Origin of the sequence: Anoxybacillus sp. FSL W8-0104 (assembly GCF_038004465.1) — a bacterium.
Lineage (GTDB): Bacteria > Bacillota > Bacilli > Bacillales > Anoxybacillaceae > Anoxybacillus > Anoxybacillus flavithermus_G.
On sequence record NZ_JBBOQU010000001.1, the window covers coordinates 1,808,511 to 1,827,032 of the forward strand.

23 protein-coding genes are annotated in these 18,522 nt (G+C 41.3%); 6 read left to right on the forward strand and 17 right to left on the reverse strand.

Features of this window, described 5'->3' with window-relative positions; genetic code table 11:
• The first annotated feature begins 81 nt into the window (after positions 1 to 81).
• Together NST18_RS09600 and ispG are read left to right on the forward strand one after the other, a co-directional pair.
• Complete coding sequence (locus tag NST18_RS09600) at positions 82 to 393, forward strand: type IV pilus assembly protein FimV (protein ID WP_004889503.1); 312 nt, start codon at positions 82 to 84, stop codon at positions 391 to 393.
• A 79-nt stretch (positions 394 to 472) separates the two neighbouring features.
• On the forward strand, positions 473 to 1,567 hold the full coding sequence (gene ispG, locus NST18_RS09605) for a flavodoxin-dependent (E)-4-hydroxy-3-methylbut-2-enyl-diphosphate synthase (RefSeq protein WP_004889502.1): 1,095 nt from the start codon (positions 473 to 475) through the stop codon (positions 1,565 to 1,567).
• 21 nt (positions 1,568 to 1,588) lie between these two features.
• Here the strand turns inward: ispG and NST18_RS09610 are convergent, their stop codons facing one another.
• The gene (locus NST18_RS09610) at positions 1,589 to 1,921 is read right to left on the reverse strand and encodes a hypothetical protein (RefSeq protein WP_004889501.1); all 333 of its coding nucleotides are present in this window, start codon (positions 1,919 to 1,921) and stop codon (positions 1,589 to 1,591) included.
• A gap of 130 nt (positions 1,922 to 2,051) precedes the next feature.
• Here NST18_RS09610 and NST18_RS09615 point away from each other — a divergent pair, with 130 nt between their 5' ends.
• Complete coding sequence (locus NST18_RS09615; protein WP_004889499.1) at positions 2,052 to 2,627, forward strand: 5' nucleotidase, NT5C type; 576 nt, start codon at positions 2,052 to 2,054, stop codon at positions 2,625 to 2,627.
• A 2-nt stretch (positions 2,628 to 2,629) separates the two neighbouring features.
• Here NST18_RS09615 and NST18_RS09620 read toward each other — a convergent pair whose 3' ends face one another.
• The 4 genes from NST18_RS09620 to NST18_RS09635 are packed head-to-tail and all read right to left on the reverse strand — an operon-like array spanning position 2,630 to position 5,617.
• Positions 2,630 to 3,055, reverse strand: a complete 426-nt coding sequence (locus NST18_RS09620) for a Fur family transcriptional regulator (RefSeq protein WP_004889498.1) — start codon at positions 3,053 to 3,055, stop codon at positions 2,630 to 2,632.
• Positions 3,056 to 3,061: 6 nt separating this feature from the next.
• Positions 3,062 to 3,895: a metal ABC transporter permease gene (locus NST18_RS09625; RefSeq protein ID WP_004889497.1), complete on the reverse strand. Its 834-nt coding sequence runs from the start codon at positions 3,893 to 3,895 to the stop codon at positions 3,062 to 3,064.
• A 14-nt stretch (positions 3,896 to 3,909) separates the two neighbouring features.
• Positions 3,910 to 4,665, reverse strand: a complete 756-nt coding sequence (locus tag NST18_RS09630) for a metal ABC transporter ATP-binding protein (protein WP_004889496.1) — start codon at positions 4,663 to 4,665, stop codon at positions 3,910 to 3,912.
• Positions 4,666 to 4,723: 58 nt separating this feature from the next.
• Complete coding sequence (locus NST18_RS09635; protein ID WP_035018536.1) at positions 4,724 to 5,617, reverse strand: YitT family protein; 894 nt, start codon at positions 5,615 to 5,617, stop codon at positions 4,724 to 4,726.
• 67 nt (positions 5,618 to 5,684) lie between these two features.
• Between NST18_RS09635 and NST18_RS09640 the strand changes: the two genes are divergently transcribed.
• Positions 5,685 to 5,939, forward strand: a complete 255-nt coding sequence (locus NST18_RS09640; protein ID WP_004889494.1) for a DUF2624 domain-containing protein — start codon at positions 5,685 to 5,687, stop codon at positions 5,937 to 5,939.
• 22 nt (positions 5,940 to 5,961) lie between these two features.
• Here the strand turns inward: NST18_RS09640 and NST18_RS09645 are convergent, their stop codons facing one another.
• Positions 5,962 to 6,849, reverse strand: a complete 888-nt coding sequence (locus tag NST18_RS09645) for a deoxyribonuclease IV (protein WP_004889493.1) — start codon at positions 6,847 to 6,849, stop codon at positions 5,962 to 5,964.
• 13 nt (positions 6,850 to 6,862) lie between these two features.
• A complete protein-coding gene (locus tag NST18_RS09650; protein ID WP_340721389.1) occupies positions 6,863 to 8,143 on the reverse strand; it encodes a DEAD/DEAH box helicase in 1,281 nt (426 codons plus the stop codon).
• A gap of 149 nt (positions 8,144 to 8,292) precedes the next feature.
• Between NST18_RS09650 and vrrA the strand changes: the two genes are divergently transcribed.
• Both vrrA and NST18_RS09660 read left to right on the forward strand, forming a co-directional pair.
• On the forward strand, positions 8,293 to 8,754 hold the full coding sequence (vrrA, locus tag NST18_RS09655) for a VrrA/YqfQ family protein (RefSeq protein WP_340721391.1): 462 nt from the start codon (positions 8,293 to 8,295) through the stop codon (positions 8,752 to 8,754).
• A gap of 67 nt (positions 8,755 to 8,821) precedes the next feature.
• Complete coding sequence (locus NST18_RS09660) at positions 8,822 to 9,769, forward strand: 4-hydroxy-3-methylbut-2-enyl diphosphate reductase (protein WP_340721392.1); 948 nt, start codon at positions 8,822 to 8,824, stop codon at positions 9,767 to 9,769.
• Between the two features lie 9 nt (positions 9,770 to 9,778).
• On the opposite strand, the gene NST18_RS09665 is transcribed toward NST18_RS09660, so the two are convergent.
• The 10 genes from NST18_RS09665 to NST18_RS09710 form a co-directional block, all read right to left on the reverse strand.
• Entirely contained in the window at positions 9,779 to 10,897 is a 1,119-nt protein-coding gene (locus tag NST18_RS09665; RefSeq protein WP_340721394.1) for a Nif3-like dinuclear metal center hexameric protein, read from the reverse strand.
• Positions 10,894 to 11,604 (reverse strand): tRNA (adenine(22)-N(1))-methyltransferase, encoded by a 711-nt coding sequence (locus tag NST18_RS09670; RefSeq protein WP_216366005.1) that lies wholly within the window; start codon positions 11,602 to 11,604, stop codon positions 10,894 to 10,896. The genes NST18_RS09665 and NST18_RS09670 overlap by 4 nt, the downstream gene beginning before the upstream one ends.
• Positions 11,605 to 11,689: 85 nt before the next feature.
• A complete protein-coding gene (gene cccA / locus NST18_RS09675) occupies positions 11,690 to 12,052 on the reverse strand; it encodes a cytochrome c550 (RefSeq protein WP_004889486.1) in 363 nt (120 codons plus the stop codon).
• 109 nt (positions 12,053 to 12,161) lie between these two features.
• A complete protein-coding gene (locus tag NST18_RS09680; protein ID WP_339173476.1) occupies positions 12,162 to 12,695 on the reverse strand; it encodes a hypothetical protein in 534 nt (177 codons plus the stop codon).
• A gap of 74 nt (positions 12,696 to 12,769) precedes the next feature.
• The gene (gene rpoD, locus NST18_RS09685) at positions 12,770 to 13,888 is read right to left on the reverse strand and encodes an RNA polymerase sigma factor RpoD (protein WP_004889483.1); all 1,119 of its coding nucleotides are present in this window, start codon (positions 13,886 to 13,888) and stop codon (positions 12,770 to 12,772) included.
• On the reverse strand, positions 13,881 to 15,695 hold the full coding sequence (gene dnaG / locus NST18_RS09690) for a DNA primase (RefSeq protein ID WP_004889482.1): 1,815 nt from the start codon (positions 15,693 to 15,695) through the stop codon (positions 13,881 to 13,883). Before dnaG ends, rpoD begins: the two co-directional genes overlap by 8 nt.
• Before the next feature lie 295 nt (positions 15,696 to 15,990).
• Entirely contained in the window at positions 15,991 to 16,797 is an 807-nt protein-coding gene (locus NST18_RS09695; protein ID WP_004889481.1) for a pyruvate, water dikinase regulatory protein, read from the reverse strand.
• A gap of 12 nt (positions 16,798 to 16,809) precedes the next feature.
• Positions 16,810 to 17,439 (reverse strand): helix-turn-helix transcriptional regulator, encoded by a 630-nt coding sequence (locus NST18_RS09700; RefSeq protein ID WP_192949096.1) that lies wholly within the window; start codon positions 17,437 to 17,439, stop codon positions 16,810 to 16,812.
• A 91-nt stretch (positions 17,440 to 17,530) separates the two neighbouring features.
• Positions 17,531 to 18,292, reverse strand: coding sequence for a DNA repair protein RecO (gene recO, locus NST18_RS09705; RefSeq protein ID WP_004889478.1), 762 nt, complete (start codon positions 18,290 to 18,292; stop codon positions 17,531 to 17,533).
• A 19-nt stretch (positions 18,293 to 18,311) separates the two neighbouring features.
• Complete coding sequence (locus NST18_RS09710; RefSeq protein WP_004889477.1) at positions 18,312 to 18,455, reverse strand: YqzL family protein; 144 nt, start codon at positions 18,453 to 18,455, stop codon at positions 18,312 to 18,314.
• Positions 18,456 to 18,522: the final 67 nt, after the last annotated feature.

The following is an 18,522-nucleotide window of genomic DNA, read 5'->3' on the forward strand; positions in this document are numbered from 1 at the left end:
AAAGAAGTGTAATTTTTGTGCATATATGATAAGGACAAGCCATATACATGAAGAAAGAAGAACGACAGGTGGGGAAATAGGATGAAAAAAGTAGTTACCCTTCTTATCTTCATTGCTATATGTGCGATTGCTTACCATGATGTAACAGACGGAACGATTCATACGATTCGTGCGGAAAAAACGAACAAACGGACGAACGAATTACCTTATCGCGAAATAACCGTCCAACGTGGCGATACGCTCCTCTCCATTATCGAACGTGAAATGAACGGTAAATTGCCCGTACCCATCGATCAACTCATTACTGATTTTCAAGCGCTCAATCCACATGTAAATGCGCATTCCCTTCAAGCTGGCAAAACGTATCGTATTCCACTCTATAAACAGAAATAGCAAAAACATTGTCAACAAATAAGAAACATTGCTACAATAAAAAATGATTTGATTAATACGTTAAAGGAGCGATTGACGCGTGAGTGAAATCATTCATCGTTCGAAAACCCGCCCTGTTCGTGTTGGAAACATTACAATTGGCGGGAATAATGAGGTTGTCATTCAAAGCATGACGACAACAAAAACGCATGACGTCGATGCGACTGTTGCCCAAATTCATCGACTTGAAGAAGCTGGATGCCAAATTGTTCGCGTCGCTTGCCCAGATGAAAGAGCAGCAGATGCGATTGCTGAAATAAAAAAGCGCATTAATATTCCACTCGTTGTCGATATTCATTTTGATTATCGCCTTGCTTTAAAAGCGATTGAAAACGGGGCGGATAAAATTCGCATTAATCCAGGAAATATCGGGAAACGCGAAAAAGTTGAAGCGGTCGTTAAAGCAGCGAAAGAACGTGGCGTACCGATTCGCATCGGGGTCAACGCTGGTTCACTTGAAAAGCGCATTTTAGAAAAATACGGCTATCCTACTGCAGATGGGATGGTCGAAAGCGCTCTGCATCATATTCGCATTTTAGAAGACCTCGATTTTCAAGACATTATCGTGTCATTAAAAGCTTCCGACGTTCGTTTAGCGATTGAAGCATACGAAAAAGCCGCTCGTGCATTTGACTATCCGCTACACCTTGGGATTACGGAATCGGGTACGTTATTCGCAGGAACGGTAAAAAGTGCTGCGGGACTTGGTGCGATTTTAAGTAAAGGAATTGGTAACACCGTACGTGTATCCCTTAGCGCCGATCCTGTCGAAGAAGTAAAAGTGGCTCGCGAGTTGTTAAAAGCATTCGGTCTTGCGGCGAACGCCGCAACGTTAATTTCTTGTCCGACGTGCGGGCGAATCGAAATTGATTTAATTAGCATTGCAAATGAAATTGAAGAGTATATTGCCCAAATTAAAGCGCCGATTAAAGTAGCGGTTCTCGGCTGCGCAGTAAACGGGCCCGGAGAAGCGCGCGAAGCTGACATCGGCATCGCAGGGGCACGTGGAGAAGGATTATTGTTCCGCCACGGGAAAATCGTTCGTAAAGTACCTGAAGAGACGATGGTGGAAGAGCTGAAAAAAGAAATCGATAAATTAGCGGAAGAATATGCCTCGAAAGGGAAACAAAAATAAGAGGGGACATTCCCCTCTTATTTACAAAAATCGGACGAAAAAGCTTAAAATGATGGAGACAGCACCAATTCCAATCGCCCACGCCCCTAACGTTTCCGCTCCTCGACGGCGAGCGATAAATCCGAAAATAATGCCGGCCGCTCCCATAATGACTGGCATAAGAAAAAGAGAAACAATCGATAAAGCAAGTGCAAGCCAGCCAACGCCACGACCGTCTTCTCCACGCTCTACTTCTCGATCAGAAAATCGAATCGGCTCAGCAATTTCACCTGCTGTTTCTTCCATAAAATCTTGCTCAATGTTTGGAACCGTATCTATTCGTGCGTTGTCATACGCTTGACGCTCATTGTCCATAACAATTCCCTCGCTTTCGTAAAATGAGGAGCACTATTATTATGCAATAAGCGATACGTCATTATAGATGTTACTTTATGTCAATGTTATAATGGGCAAGAAGCACCCGACATGAAAGGATGAGCAAACAATGATCAAGCGACGATTTGGAATCGATATTGATGGAACAGTCACATGTCCAAGTGCGTTTATTCCATATTTAAACAAATCATTCCGAAAAAATTTAACGCTCGATGATATTACTGACTACGATTTAGTTCCTTTTTTAGATACGACAGAAGAAGAACTGAACGAATGGATGGAACGATATGAGCCGATCATTTATAGCGAAGCTCCTCTTGCGAACGGAGCACTAGAGGTCATTAATAGCTGGAAAGATGAATATGAGCTATATTACATTAGTGCACGAGGTCGTCACTTATATGAAATAACAGAAAAATGGTTTCAACAACAAGGCGTTCATTATCATCATATTGAGCTTATCGGTTCGCACAATAAAATTGAGGCTGTGAAAAAATACAACATCGACATTTTTTTTGAAGATAAATACGATAACGCATGCGACATTGCGGAACAATGTATGATCCCTGTCATTTTATTTGATACTCCTTACAATCGTGGTCCGCTACCAAAAGGAGTCATTCGTGTGTACAATTGGCATGAGGCAAAACAACAAGTAGAAAAGTTGCTTACAACAACAAGCTGACATTACACGTCAGCTTGTTGTTTACACATCGGACACGTGCCGTACACTTCAAATTTATGTCCTGAAATGGCGTATCCTTGCAAGTCTTCCGCTAATTCATTCATCGGACACGTAACAAGTTCTTTCGTTTTGCCGCACGTCATGCAAATAAAATGGTGGTGGTGATGGCTCATGTTGCATGTAAACCGAAAATGCTTTTCTCCAGATAGCTCAGTCATTTCTAAAATACCGAGCTCAACGAATAGTGCCAGGTTGCGATAAACGGTATCAAAACTAAGTCCAGGATACCGATCTTTCATCACATCAAGCACATCTTTTGCAGTTAAATATTTATCTGTTTTCGCAAACAATTCAAGCATTTCCTCGCGCTTCCCTGTATACTTAAATCCCTTTTCTTTCATTAATCGTAGCGCTTCAGAAACGTTCACGCTTCTTCATCCTCTCTTCCATTTTTTCCACATGATTGATCCAATTAATATGCAAACCGCTAGCAAAACAATTGTTCCACCGGGAGCTAAGTTTAAATAATAGGAAAGAAATAGCCCAACAATGACCGCAAATTCACCGAACAAAACGGAAAACCATAACGCCTGTTTAAATCCTTTCGCTATTCGAATACTTGCGGCAACAGGAAGCGTCATGAGTGACGAAACAAGCAAAATGCCGACAATTCGCATCGACGCAGCAATGACAAGAGCGACTAGCACAATGAAAACAAAATGGAGCGACTTTACTTTTACTCCCGATGCTTGTGCATATTCTTCGTCAAATGACAAAATAAACCATTCTTTATAAAACAGAAAAATGACGGTAAGCACAATGAAAAAAATGACGCTAATCGTCCATACGTCCGTTCGGCTTACTGCGCTTACACTTCCGAATAAATATGAGAACAAATCTGTATTAAAGCCATCCGCAAGCGAAATGAAAATAACGCTTAAACCGATCCCTCCTGATAAAATGATCGGAATCGCTAATTCTTGATAATGTTTATATACCGTACGCAGTTTTTCAATAAATAACGAACCGACAACAGAAAAGGCCATGCCAATATAAATCGGGTTTAATGTTGCAAACGTAAAAAATTTTTTTTGCACAAGTAAGCTTGCTGCAATTCCTGCTAGTGTAACATGGCTTAACGCATCAGCAATAAGCGATAACCTTCTGACGACAATGAACACACCTAAAAGTGGGGCGATAAATCCGATCAATATACCGACAACAAACGCGTTTTGTAAAAACTCATATTGAAATAAAGCTTCTAACATACACACCCCCCTTTCTACGCATGGTCGTGAGCAAGCAAATGAAGATGATGTCCATAAAAAGATGCGACATCTTCTGTTTTTAACTGTGCAAACTGCTGCACACTACCATGAAAATGTAAACGTTTGTTTAAACATGCAACATGCGTCACCTTTTCCGTAATTGTTCCGACATCGTGAGTAACAAGAAGCAACGTCATATGCTGTTGTTTATTTAATCGGTCAAGCATATCGTAAAAACTTCGCACATGATGTACATCAACCCCGACAGTCGGTTCATCTAAAATTAAAAACTCTGGTTGCGATACGATGGCCCGAGCGATAAATACACGTTGTTGTTGACCGCCCGACAGTTCACCGATATTGCGTCGGATAAATGGGCTCATGCCAACTGCATCAATCGCTTCATATACCGCTTTTTCGTCCTTTTTACTTAACCGACGAAATAAACCGAGCTTTCCTGTTAAACCGCTTGCGACAACTTCATATACGGTTGCAGGAAATCCAGTATTAAAACTGTTTGCTTTTTGAGATACAAAACCGATTTTATGCCAATCTTTAAACTGCTCAATCGGCGTGCCGAACAAAAAAATTCTCCCCGTTTGTGGTTTTAACAATCGTAAAACACATTTTAACAATGTCGATTTCCCTGACCCATTCGGACCAACTAAACCGACGAACGCGCCTTTTGGAATGCGAAAATTAATATGTTGCAATACATCTTCATCATCATACCGAAACGAAACATCTTCAACACGCAAAATATCGTCCATCGTTTGACCACCTTAATTCAAAATGATTCCGATTCATAGTATATCGCATTTATTTTCATTAATGAATAGCAGACTTAAATTTCGCCCCACGTACTTCTTGTGTGTTCATAATGGTAATAAAAGCATTTTCGTCAATTTCGTATACAATCGACTTCAGCTTCGTCACTTCTAAACGTGTCACGACCGCATAAATGACTTCTTTTTGCTCGTCTGTATATCCGCCTTTTCCCATCAACTTTGTCGTCCCGCGTCCGAGTCGATTTAAAATGGCGTCCGACACTTCTTCATAACGGTCTGATACGATCAAAACTGCCTTTGTTTCATCTAACCCTTGAATAACCGTATCAATCGTCTTAAAAGCGATATAATAAGTTAAAACAGAGTACATCGCTTGCTTCGGTCCGAATACAAACGCAGCCCATGTAAAAATAAAAATGTTTGTAAACATAACAAACTCACCGACAGAAAACGGCAATTTTTTCGTCATTAAAATACCTAAAATTTCTGTTCCATCTAACGAACCTCCATGACGAATAACAAGTCCTACACCCGCACCGAGAATCGCTCCGCCAAACACTGTCGCTAAAATGGAATCTGTTGTAAATGGAGATACATGGTGAAACAATCGTTCCATCACAGCTAACATAACGATAGAATAGAGTGAGGAAAGCATGAACGTTTTTCCGATCTGTTTATAACCAAAATACATAAATGGTGTATTCAACAAAACGACAAGTGTCGCAAAGTTCAACCATGCGTAATTTGGAAGAATGCGATCAAGAATAAGGGAAATACCGATTACCCCACCGTCAATAATTTCATTTGGCACTAAAAACAGCTCGATGGATACCGCTGCAAGCGTGGCACCAATCGTCATCATCACAAGACGATACAACAAATGGCTAATCGTCTCTTTTTTATGTTGTCTTTTCACTCCAATCTCCCCTTTCATCTATATTCATTATATCATTGCACACCTTCCTTTTCCCGCTCATATCGTAAACAAGGAGGGATGTTACGTGAATGTATATCATAAAATCGTCCAACATAAAATGAAATCCATTACCGCAAATGAGTTGATGATGTATGCAAAAGAATATAACGTTTCGCTTTCACCGAAAGATGCGGAAACGATTGTTCAAATGATGCGCGAGAAAACGATTGATGTGTTTAACGAACAAGCGAGAAAAAATTGGATTCGCGAACTCGCCCATCGCACATCACCACAACTCGCCAAGCAAGCCAATGAGTTCATTCGTCAATTTATACAGTAAGAAGGCTGCCGGTGACAGCCTTCTACTCAACAATTTTTTCACGAACATTTGGATCGAATTGTTGTGCACGCAACATAGCAATTTCGAATTTATATGGCGGCTTCGCAGACGTTTTCTCACCGACATATGGCGTTTCTAAAATTTTTGGCACGTGCGTAAGCTGTGGGTGATGCACTATATAATTGAGCGCATCGAAACCGATATAACCAAAGCCGATATTTTCATGACGGTCTTTACGGCTTCCACAAGCATTTTTACTATCATTAATGTGCAATACTTTGAGACGGTCAAGCCCAATAATGCGATCGAATTCATCTAATACTCCATCAAAATCATGAACAATATCGTACCCGGCATCGTGCGTGTGGCACGTGTCAAAGCAGACAGACAATTTGTCGTTATGTGTCACACCGTCAATGATTTTCGCTAACTCTTCAAAACGACTTCCACATTCTGACCCTTTTCCCGCCATCGTTTCTAAAGCAATTTGTACTTGTTGGTCAGTTGTAATTACTTCGTTTAATCCTTCAATAATTTTTTCAATTCCTGCTTCAATACCTGCGCCAACGTGCGCTCCCGGATGAAGAACAAGCTGCTTGGCGCCAATTGCTTCCGTTCGTTCAATTTCTGAACGTAAAAAAGAAACACCTAAAGAAAATGTATCGGCATTAGTCGTATTACCGATATTAATAATGTACGGGGCATGTACAACAATTTCATCAATCCCATGTTCTTTCATATGGGCAAGTCCTTTTTCAATGTTTAGCTGTTCGATTGGTTTCCGTCTCGTGTTTTGTGGCGCTCCGGTATAAATCATAAACGTATTTGCCCCATACGATACCGCCTCTTTACTCGCGGCTAGCAACATCTCTTTTCCGCTCATTGATACGTGCGAACCAATTTTTAACACGTTCTTCTCTCCCTTATTTCTTTTTCGCTCTTTGTTTTTTTAACTGCTCTCGCAATTTTTTCTTATATCCTGGTTTTACTTTCTTTTGTTTTTTCGCTATTTTTTCAACGAGTTGTTCCACTTCATCGACTTTTTTCTCTTTTTTCCGTCCGTTCCATGCATCAAGCTCGATCCATTCACCTTGACGCAAATCACGATGGAGAAAATGAATCCCTTTCTTTTCTAACTTAACTAACGCATGTTGATCGGATGCTTCATAAATCGTTGCAGCAATCCCCTCATAACCGGCACGTCCTGTTCGCCCAGCGCGATGAACGTAAAAATCTAGGTCTGACGGCAATTCATAGTTAATGACGTGACTGACGCCTTCAATGTCAATTCCGCGCGCCGCTAAATCAGTTGCAACAATATATTGAAATTGTAAATCACGAATCGCTTTCATCATTTTTTTCCGTTCACGTGGTGATAAATCTCCGTGTAACACACCTACTTTTAATCCTTTATCAATTAAGCCGTTCGCCACCTCGTCAGCTGTTTTTCTTGTATTGACAAACACAAGCGCTAAATATGGGTTGTAGCTCACTAACACGTCATGTAAAAGTTGTAAACGGTCGCGATGACGCAACGGAATTAAAATATGTTCAATCGTTGGTGCTGCGATCTGTTTTGGGGTGATATGAATATGAGTCGGATTCTCCATATACTTTTTCAAAAACGGCTTCAACTTCTCTGGAACAGTAGCAGAAAAGACGAGCATTTGTAAATTTTCAGGCATACGACCCGCGATGCGATCGACATCTGCAATAAACCCCATATCAAGCATCACATCTGCTTCGTCAACGACGAGCATGCGGGCAGTATGAACAAATAACGCTTGTTCGCGAACAAGATCATCAATGCGCCCCGGTGTACCAATGACAAGATGAGGTTGTGTTTTCAGCTTTTCAATCGAACGCAACTTATCTGTTCCACCAACAAAACAACGGGCTGTAATGCGGTGATCATTCGGACAAAACTTTTTGATTTTTAACACTTCATGATAAATTTGCGTTGCCAATTCACGCGTCGGTGCAGTAATGACCGCCTGTACTTCTGCTACACGCGGATCGATGCGCTGAATGATCGGCAATAAATAAGCGTGCGTCTTTCCTGTTCCCGTCTGCGACTGGCCGATGACGCTTTCACCACGCAACACAGCTGGAATGACACGCTCTTGAATCGGTGTCGGTTTATGGAATTTTAAATGTTGAATCGCCTCTATAATAAACGGATGAAACGGAAAACGCTCAAACATCGTTTCTCATCCCCTTTCTCAGTTCAATAAAAAAATAGACCAGTTACATATTATATACGAACATCAACCGTTCATTCAACTATATGAGCTTTCTTGCATATCGTAATATAGATAAATAAGCATAACACATAAAGAGAGGAGGAACTTCATTGCGACGTCCATTTATGTTTCCACCTTCACGTCCACCGATGCCATCTATGTGGCAGCAACCAATGATGTGGCAAGCGCAAGGAGGCATGTTTTCACGATTGTTCGGCAGCCAACTGCCTACACAAGCTTTCGGTGCTCAAGGAGCATTACCGAGCATTGATTCGATGTTAACAAATGTACAAAAAATGTTAAACATGGTCCAAACGATTACCCCGATGGTGCAACAATACGGTCCACTCATTAAAAGCGTACCATCGATGATGCGAATTTTTCGCGAATTGAAACAATCTGACAACATAAACGAAACAACTGAAACAGCCAATGCAACAAGTGCAGCAACAACAGAGAAGCAAATGGGGCAAAAAATACCGAGAAAACAACGCCCTGTTCCAACAATAAAGGAACGAAAACAACAACAAACGGATGAAAAAGGGAAATCTGTTCCAAAACTATATATTTAACTTTTGTATGTTCGCTTCTTCTTTTATATAATGAAGACGACAAACACGCCAAGAAGGAGCGATCCATATGGAAGTCATTAAAATTACGCCACGCGGATATTGTTACGGAGTCGTTGATGCGATGGTCATCGCCCGCAACGCTGCGCTCGATCCGACGTTGCCAAGACCGATCTACATTTTAGGTATGATCGTTCATAATAAACATGTAACGGACGCGTTTGAAGAAGAAGGAATTATTACACTTGACGGGCCAAATCGACTTGAAATTTTAGAAAACATCGATCATGGCACAGTCATTTTCACTGCCCACGGCGTTTCACCTGAAGTAAAACAACGAGCGAGAGAAAAAGGACTTGTCACCATTGATGCTACATGCCCAGATGTCACAAAGACGCATAATTTGATTCGCGAAAAGGTCGCTAACGGGTATGAAGTCATTTATATCGGTAAAAAGGGACACCCTGAGCCTGAAGGGGCAATTGGCGTTGCTCCACATGCTGTCCATTTAATTGAAACGCCTGAAGATGTAGAACAACTGGATATTCAATCGAAACGCATTATCGTGACAAACCAAACGACAATGAGCCAATGGGACGTGGCACATATTATGAAAAAAGTAAAAGAAAAATATCCTCATGTCGAGATGCATCGTGAAATTTGTTTAGCGACGCAAGTACGGCAAGAGGCGGTCGCTGAACAAGCGAAAGAAGCGGATGTGACGATCGTTGTCGGTGACCCAAGAAGCAATAACTCGAATCGACTCGCACAAGTATCGGAACAGATTGCCGGAACGAAAGCGTATCGTGTTGCAGATGTAACCGAAATCGACATTGAATGGATTAAAGATGCAAAAAAAGTAGCGGTTACTGCCGGAGCATCTACACCAACACCAATTACAAAAGAAGTTATCGACTTTTTGGAGCAATTCGATCCAAACAATCCTGAAACATGGAAACGCGAGCGAAAAGTACCGCTAACAAAAATTTTACCGAAAGTGAAAAAAAGAGGCGAATAAGCCTCTTTTTTATACGAACGTAAACGGCTCTGTATTGGCTTGCGATACGTATATATCGATATCAAACTTTTGTTGTGCACACATCGTTTTTAATACGTTTGCAACTCCTTCTTTCATCACCTTTTCGACGTGATGCCCAGGATCAACGACGTTTAAACCGAGCATTAACGCATCATGTGCGACATGATAATATAAGTCACCTGTTACATACACATCAGCACCGCTCATTTTTGCTTGATGAATATATTTATTTCCGTCTCCACCGATAACAGCTACTTTCCGAACGCGATTTGTTAACTCCCCAACGACACGAACTGTCGGCACGCGCAACGATGTTTTCACATGTTGTGCAAATTGCTGTAACGTCATCTCTTCACTTAATGTCCCAATTCGACCAAGTCCATATGTCGTTCCTTTATTGTCAAGCGGATATACGTCGTACGCTACTTCTTCATACGGATGAACTTGTAACATCGCTTGAATGACTTTTCGTTGCAAACGTGCAGGAACAATCGTTTCGATGCGTACTTCTTCTACCGTTTCTAACTTCCCTTGTTGACCAATAAACGGATTTGCTCCCTCTTCTGGTAAAAACGTGCCTATTCCTTCGCTATTGAATGTACAATGGCTATAATTTCCGATATGTCCAGCACCGGCATCGCCAATTGCTTTGCGCACCGCATCTGCATGTGTGCGTGGCACATATACGACGAGTTTTTTTAGCGGCTCTTCATATGTTGGAACGAGCACATCTACGTTTTGTAATTGCAATGCTTCAGCGAGCCAATCGTTCACACCACCTTTGGCAATATCTAAATTTGTATGCGCAGCATAAATAGCAATATTATGTTTAATACACTTTTCAATCATACGTCCATACGGCTGATCGGTCACAATATGTTTTAACGGGCGAAAAATCGGTGGATGATGCGCAATAATTAAATCAATGTGCTGTTCAATCGCTTCATCCACTACATGTTCTAATACATCTAACGTAATCATGATGCGGCGAATCGGCTTGTTTAACGTACCGATTTGTAATCCGATTTTATCGCCTTCCATCGCTAAATGTTTTGGAGCAAACTGCTCAAACAACTGGATGATTTCATATCCGTTTGGCGTTTTCATCGTTTTAAAGCCTCCTCTACCATCTGCAATGTTTCGAGAAATTGTTGCTTCTTTTTGATCGCCTCGTCCGTTTTCGCATACTTCAATTGCTCGATGACATTCTGCCAATGTTTCATTTCCATATCCCATTTTTTCCTAAACACTTCATTTCGCTCTTTCAATAAAAACGGACCGAGCAACAGCTCCACATGAAGTTGGGTGTACGGACGATAAGGATCACCACGTTCTGCAACAAGCACTTCGTATATTTGCCCATCCTCTTCCAAGATGCGCTCATCAATTAATTCCCATTCGTTATTTAGTAGCCATTGTCTTACGATATGTGCACCGACATTTGGCTGTAAAATAAGACGTTTTACAGCTTCTAACTTCTCTTTTCCATTTTCTAAAATGTTCGAGATGAGCGTTCCTCCCATTCCGGCTATTGTTATACAATCTACTTCATTAAGCGCTACAACTTGTAGGCCGTCTCCTTTGCGAACGGAAATGACGTGAGAAAGCCCGCTCTTTTCGACTTGTTGCTTTGCAGAACGAAACGGTCCATCTGCCACTTCACCCGCAATTGCTTTTGTTATGTATCCGTGCAAATACGCATAACACGGCAAATATGCATGGTCTGATCCGATATCCGCCAGTACGCTCCCTTTTGGAATAAATGACGCGACCGTTTGTAACCGTTTAGATAGCTGTAATTCGTTCACAAACATCACCCACACTTTTTTCTTCAGTTTATCATGTTTTGCAAAAAACGAAAAATCCCTTCACCGAAGTAAAGGGACTTTTTCGCTTCGTTTATTTTAATTCAGAAAGCCATTTTGCCATTGCGTCCGCTTGGTCTGCAGGAACTAATCCACCTGGCATGCTTCCGCGACCGTTTGTGATGACTTCTTTAATTTGGTCAACAGATAAACGATCCCCGACACCTTTTAATGATGGACCAACGCCACCTTCATAGTTAGCACCGTGACATGCTACACAGCTTTTTTTGTAAATATCTTCTGGACCTGCAGCAGCTGTCTCTTCTGTCTTTGCGCCGCCTTCTTTCTCTTTCGCAACCTCTTTCATATCTCCGAGGCCTTTCACAGACAGAAAGAAAATGAGTCCAATTCCCATCACCATAATAAGTACAAATGGGATTAATGGATTACGATTCATACTTTACCCTCCCTTATGTAATAAAGCATGTTTTTCAAAATGAAAACGTTACAAACAATTTTATTGTACTTTAAATTCCCATAAAGGAAAAGCCCTGTATGTAATTTTTTTAAATGAAAAATGAAGAAATAAAAAGGATGATACCAGCAATCCCGGAAATGATGAAATACGTAAGAGAGAAACGCCAACCAATCAATAACCAGACGAAACAATTGAACATAACTGCAACGGCTAATGCGCTCGTACTGCCTGAAAAGTAAACGTCACACAATCGAATCGAAAAAAGGAGGAGCGACAAAGCCCCAATAATAAGCGCAATATGTGTCAACATTTTGTTTTGTACAAAAAAACGAACAGCTATAAAACAAATTATGACAAAAAGTGACAAAATGAGCGTTTGCAAAACGAACGACAATTCAGTAAAATAAATGACAAGAAGAGCAAACGGTAAACATATGCCGATCATCACCGCGGTTGCGCGAATCGCCCATGTCGGCACTTGTCTCGCTGGCTGTTCAATATCGTCGCGATTTCCTTCCGTATACAACGCAAGCAAAAAGTCGCAATATTGTTCCGGTAGCAATCGCGTTTGTTTCCAATATTTAATTTCATTAATAATGATTTCTTTTCGTTTTTGTTCCATTGAATACGCATTCCTTCCTAAATAAAGAAATAGCTTACTTCCATTGTAAGAAGTAAACTATTTCTTGTAAACGGTTATTCTAAAAAGTCTTTTAAACGTTTGCTTCGGCTTGGATGACGCAGTTTCCGCAACGCTTTTGCTTCAATTTGACGAATGCGTTCGCGCGTGACGCCAAACACTTTTCCGACTTCTTCGAGCGTTCGCGTACGTCCGTCATCAAGACCAAAGCGAAGACGAAGCACATTCTCTTCCCGATCTGTTAGCGTATCTAATACGTCTTCAAGCTGTTCTTTCAATAGTTCATACGCGGCGTGTTCGGATGGAGATGTCGCATCTTGGTCTTCAATAAAATCGCCTAAATGTGAATCATCTTCTTCACCAATTGGCGTTTCAAGCGACACAGGTTCCTGAGCAATTTTTAAAATCTCGCGCACCTTTTCTGGCGTTAAATCCATCTCTTCTGCAATTTCTTCTGGAGAGGGCTCGCGTCCTAAGTCTTGTAAAAGCTGGCGCTGAACGCGAATAAGCTTATTAATTGTCTCAACCATATGAACAGGAATACGGATCGTGCGTGCTTGGTCAGCAATCGCCCGCGTAATTGCTTGGCGAATCCACCATGTTGCATATGTGCTGAATTTATATCCTTTGCGGTAATCAAATTTTTCGACCGCTTTAATTAAACCCATATTCCCTTCTTGAATTAAGTCAAGAAAGAGCATACCGCGACCGACATAACGTTTTGCAATGCTCACAACAAGGCGAAGGTTTGCTTCAGCTAGGCGACGTTTGGCTTCTTCGTCACCTTGCTCAATGCGTTTTGCTAACTCAATTTCTTCCTCTGCCGACAATAACGGAACGCGACCAATTTCTTTTAAATACATACGAACAGGGTCATTAATTTTTACACCAGGCGGAACGCTTAAATCGTTTAAATCGAACTCTTCGTCTTTTAAATCATCGAAGTCCGGGTCATCTAAATCCGTATCATCTAGATCAGATTCACCGACAACTTCGATCCCTTGCTCATTTAAATACTCATAATATTCATCCATTTGATCGGAATCGAGATCAAACGGGGATAATCGCTCGGCAATTTCTTCATAGGTAAGAACACCACGTTTTTTACCTAGTTCAACTAATTGTTCTTTTACTTGTTCTAACGTTAAATCGGAATGTGTTGACTTTTCAGCCATTTATTCCCCTCCTTCCAAAATACAAAGACTTTCGCATCGCAATCATTTCGCTAGCAATACGTTTCGCGCGCTCATAATCTTTTTGACGTTCAGCTTCACGCAGTTCTGCTTCTTTTTGTTTAAGCAACTGCTCTTTCGGATAATTGAGCACGCATTGGAGGTAATCTTGTAACTCAGCCGATGAAATATTTTCGTTAATTGGCATCATCGACAATTCCGTGACAATGCGTTTTAGCTGCGAATCATGAATGCGTTCAAGCAACGAGCTCACATCGGGTTCGTGTCCTTCTTCGTAAAACGCATATACATAAGCAGCAATAGCGCGATGCTCCTCGATGTTGAACGCGCCTTCGATCGCCTCTTGTACCGTAAATGCGATCGATTTGTCGCGCAACATATGGGCAATTAACATTCGCTCCGCTTTTTGAAAAGCTGGTAGCAATTTCGCCTTCGCAGGTAAGATGACTGTTTCACGGCGCTCTTGTTTACGTTCTATTTGCTGTTTCTTTCCATGAATCATCATTTGTTCCCGTAACGCATCGAGAGAGATCGAAAACTCATCCGCTAGTTGTCGCAAATAATAATCGGCTTCGACAGCATTAGATAAGCGACTAATTTCTCTGACTGCTTCTTCAATATAACGAAGCCGTTCACTTTCATTTTGCAAATGACGTCCGCGCTTCAAATATTCTAGCTTAAATGCGGTAAGCGATAAGCTCGCGTCAAGCACATGATGACGAAAGCGGTCAGCACCATATTTGCGCACGTACTCATCAGGATCGAGCCCGTCTGGTATCATCGCTACCTTAACATAACAACCAGCTTCCGTAAGCGTCTCGGAAGCCCGAAGCGCAGCATCTATTCCAGCTCGATCACCATCGTAGCACACAATGACAGATGAAGCATTGCGCCGAAGCATGCGTGCCTGTTCTTCTGATAAGGCTGTTCCCATCGTTGCTACCGCATGGGAAATGCCAGCTTGCACAGCAGCAATGACATCCGCAAATCCTTCAAATAACACCACTTGCTGCTTTTGGCGCATCGGTAACCGTGCCTCATGGAAGTGATATAAGATGTTGCGTTTGTTGAAAATAAGTGTTTCAGGACTGTTTAAGTATTTCGGCTCTTCGTTTCCGATCGCCCTTCCTGAGAAAGCAACCGTCTCTCCGTGATGATTGTGAATCGGAAACATAATGCGGTGTCGAAAACGATCAAAGTATGAGTCCTCGCCTGACTTTTTTACAATTAACCCTGCCCTTTCCATAAGGGGAAGCGAAAAACCTTTATTTGTTAAAAATGTGACAGCCGCATTCCAAGCTGGCAAAGCGTAGCCAATCTCAAACTGTTCAATGATTTCGCGGGTAAAGCCTCTTTGAAGCAAATAATTTAATGCTTCTTCTCCTTCATTTGTATGCATAAGCAAATGATGATAAAACTTTTTTAGCAACTCGTGCGCAGCAATCATCGTAGCTGTTTCTGTTCGCTCAGTTGGCAAATGATCATCAACGACGTGCGACAAATCAACATTTGCTCGTGGTGCTAGCCGTTTGACAGCTTCGATAAAAGAAACCCCTTCAATTTCCATCAAAAATGAAAACACATTTCCACCTGCCCCACAACCGAAACAATGGTAAATTTGCTTTTCAGGTGAAACGGAAAAAGAAGGTGTTTTCTCTCCGTGGAAAGGACATAACCCAAAGTAGTTGCGCCCTTGCTTTTTTAGTGAGACATACTGTTGAACGATGTCTACAATATCGACTGAGCGACGGATGTGCTCAACCGTTTCTTCAGGAATGCGTTGTCCCATATTTCAACAACTCCAAACATATTTCGACAAAACGTGTGGCTTTGTCCCAACGGTTTTGTATGTTTTTATTCTCCATCGCGCGAAACAATCCTTCTTTTTAAGAAAAAATATTGTCGAAAATCCCGATGCATTGTCACTTGACAATTAGCTATAAATAGTTTATTCGTCCTATGTTCAGTCTAAACCTGTTTTATCACAATTTTTTATTATAATATAAAAAACGTTAGTTGGCTATACAAATGTTTTTATAAAAAGGAAAAGCACATATCACACGTTGTGACTGTGCTTCACTTGTTTATTTTTCTCTTTTGCGCATAATATTTATAATGACATTCGCTGTTTCTTCAACGGCTTTGTTTGTTACATCGATAACTTCACAACCAATTTTCTTTACAATTTCATCAAAATATTGCAACTCTTCTTTAATTCGGTCAATGTTTGCGTAAATGGCACGATCATCTAATCCAAGTGATTTCAAACGCTCTCGGCGAATTTCATTTAACTTTTCTGGACTAATTTTTAGACCGAAACATTTTTTAGGCGAAACTTGAAATAGTTCTTCAGGCGGATCGACTTCTGGAACGATCGGCACGTTCGCGACTTTAAAACGTTTATGGGCTAAATATTGCGATAGTGGTGTTTTCGAGGTGCGCGATACCCCAATTAAAACGATATCAGCTCGCAAAATGCCACGAGGATCACGTCCATCATCATATTTTACCGCAAATTCGATCGCTTCAATTTTTCGGAAATAGTCTTCATCTAATACACGAACAGGACCTGGTTCACAACGTGGTGCCATTTGAAATAGTTGTTCCATTTGTTCAATGAGCGGTCCAATAATATCGTATACAGGAACTCCTTCACGTGCTGCCTCCGCTAATAAAAATTGACGCATCTCGGGTATAACTAATGTAAAGACGATAATTCCTCGGTTCATTTTTGCTAAAGCGACAACCTCTGATAGCGTTCCAACATCTTCTACGTACGGAACACGACGAAATTGAACGAGCGCTCCTTGAAACTGGCTCGCTGCTGCTTTCACAACGAGTTCGGCCGTCTCCCCTGCTGAATCGGATACGACATATACGATTTGACTCATATTTTTCCCCCTTTAAAGCACGTCTTCTTTTGCTAACGCGACAAGCACCTTTGTCATGTTTGTTTTTGTAATACGTCCAATGACTTCATACCCTTTGTCGACTTTTTTAACGACTGGCATCGCATCAATTTGTTTTTCAATTAGTTTTTGGGCAACATCAATCAATAAATCATCTTTTCCACAAAATGTAATATTCGGCATTCGCGTCATAATGATATTGACAGGAATAGACGTCAACTCTTGTTTTCCGATGCTGGCGCGCAGCAAATCTTTTCGGGATAGCACACCGACAAGCAGCGACTCTTCATCCACAACAAACAACGTTCCGACATCTTCTAAAAACATCGTAACAATCGCATCATAAACGCTCATGTTTTCATGAATGACAACCGGAATGGATTGATAGTCGCTCACCTTCATTTTCTTAATTTTATCAGCAAGCAACTGTGTCCCTGTTTTTCCTGTATAAAAATAGCCAACACGAGGTCTCGCTTCTAAATACCCTGCCATCGTTAAAATCGCTAAATCCGGACGTAACGTCGCACGTGTTAAGTTGAGCTTTTCAGCGATATGCTCCCCAGTAATTGGGCCGTGATCTTTGACGATTTGCAAAATTTGTTCTTGACGTTTATTGAGTTCGATTGTCGCTCACCACCTTACAATAGGCTACATTATAACATCATATTATAATTCATCTTCGTATTTTGCAAACAAAAGTGGGAAGCGGACAACGTTATATTTGTCCGCTTTTACCGTCCAACGTATGTAGTTGCTGTAAAAAACGTTTCGTCTTCAGCGAAAGGCCCGAATATTCGTCGTAATAAGCTGAAATAATCGTTTTTATTTGTTGTTTCGTTTCCGATTTGACAGCGATTTGACCGATGCGAGACAAATCAACGTAGTAAAAAAGGCGAAGTAATTTTAAAACCGATGGGGTCATCGGAATGCGGTGTGGATCGTGCTCAAAACAGCGGTGACACAAAAATCCTCCTTGTGCAATCGAAAAAGCAAACGTCCCTTCTTTTTCTCCGCAAATGGCACAGCCGTCTAACTTCGGATATAGCCCGAATGCCGGAAGCAGCTTCATCTCGTATATATACGTCAACACTTCCGCATCGAGTCCTTCGTTCATATATGTGAGCGTTTGTAAAAGAAGTTCAAATAAATATGGATTCGGGCGTCTTTCTTCCGTTGCTTTATCCGTCAATTCGACAATGTATGAAGCGTATGCTGTTAAAAAAATATCTTCACGTATATAGCGCATCGTTGAAAGCAATTCCCCTTGATGCAAGCTTCCAACCCCGCGACTTTTTTGAATTAAAAATATACCGTATGTAAATATTTGCGTGACAGAAGAAAGGCGGCTGCTCGGCTTTTTTGCTCCACGTGCCATCGCAGCAACCTTCCCCCATTCGCGCGTAAATATTGTGACGATTTTATTCGTCTCTCCATAGTCAATTGTTCGAATGACAATTCCTTCGCATTTTTCAAACATACAACATAACCTTCCAAAGTTACAGGACGTGGTAATCTCGTTCACTTAAATGATACGTAGAATCGCTCGCCTGCTCTTTCGTTTCGCGTTCTAGCTCCTTAAACAAAAGATACGTGTCAATATTTCCTGTTTGACTAAATAGCTTCCACGTAAAATCGAGCATCGAACCACACCTTTCTCTCGTTAGTTGACGGTGATTGAGCAGCTCACTTGTAGTTTGTCCGTTTGTC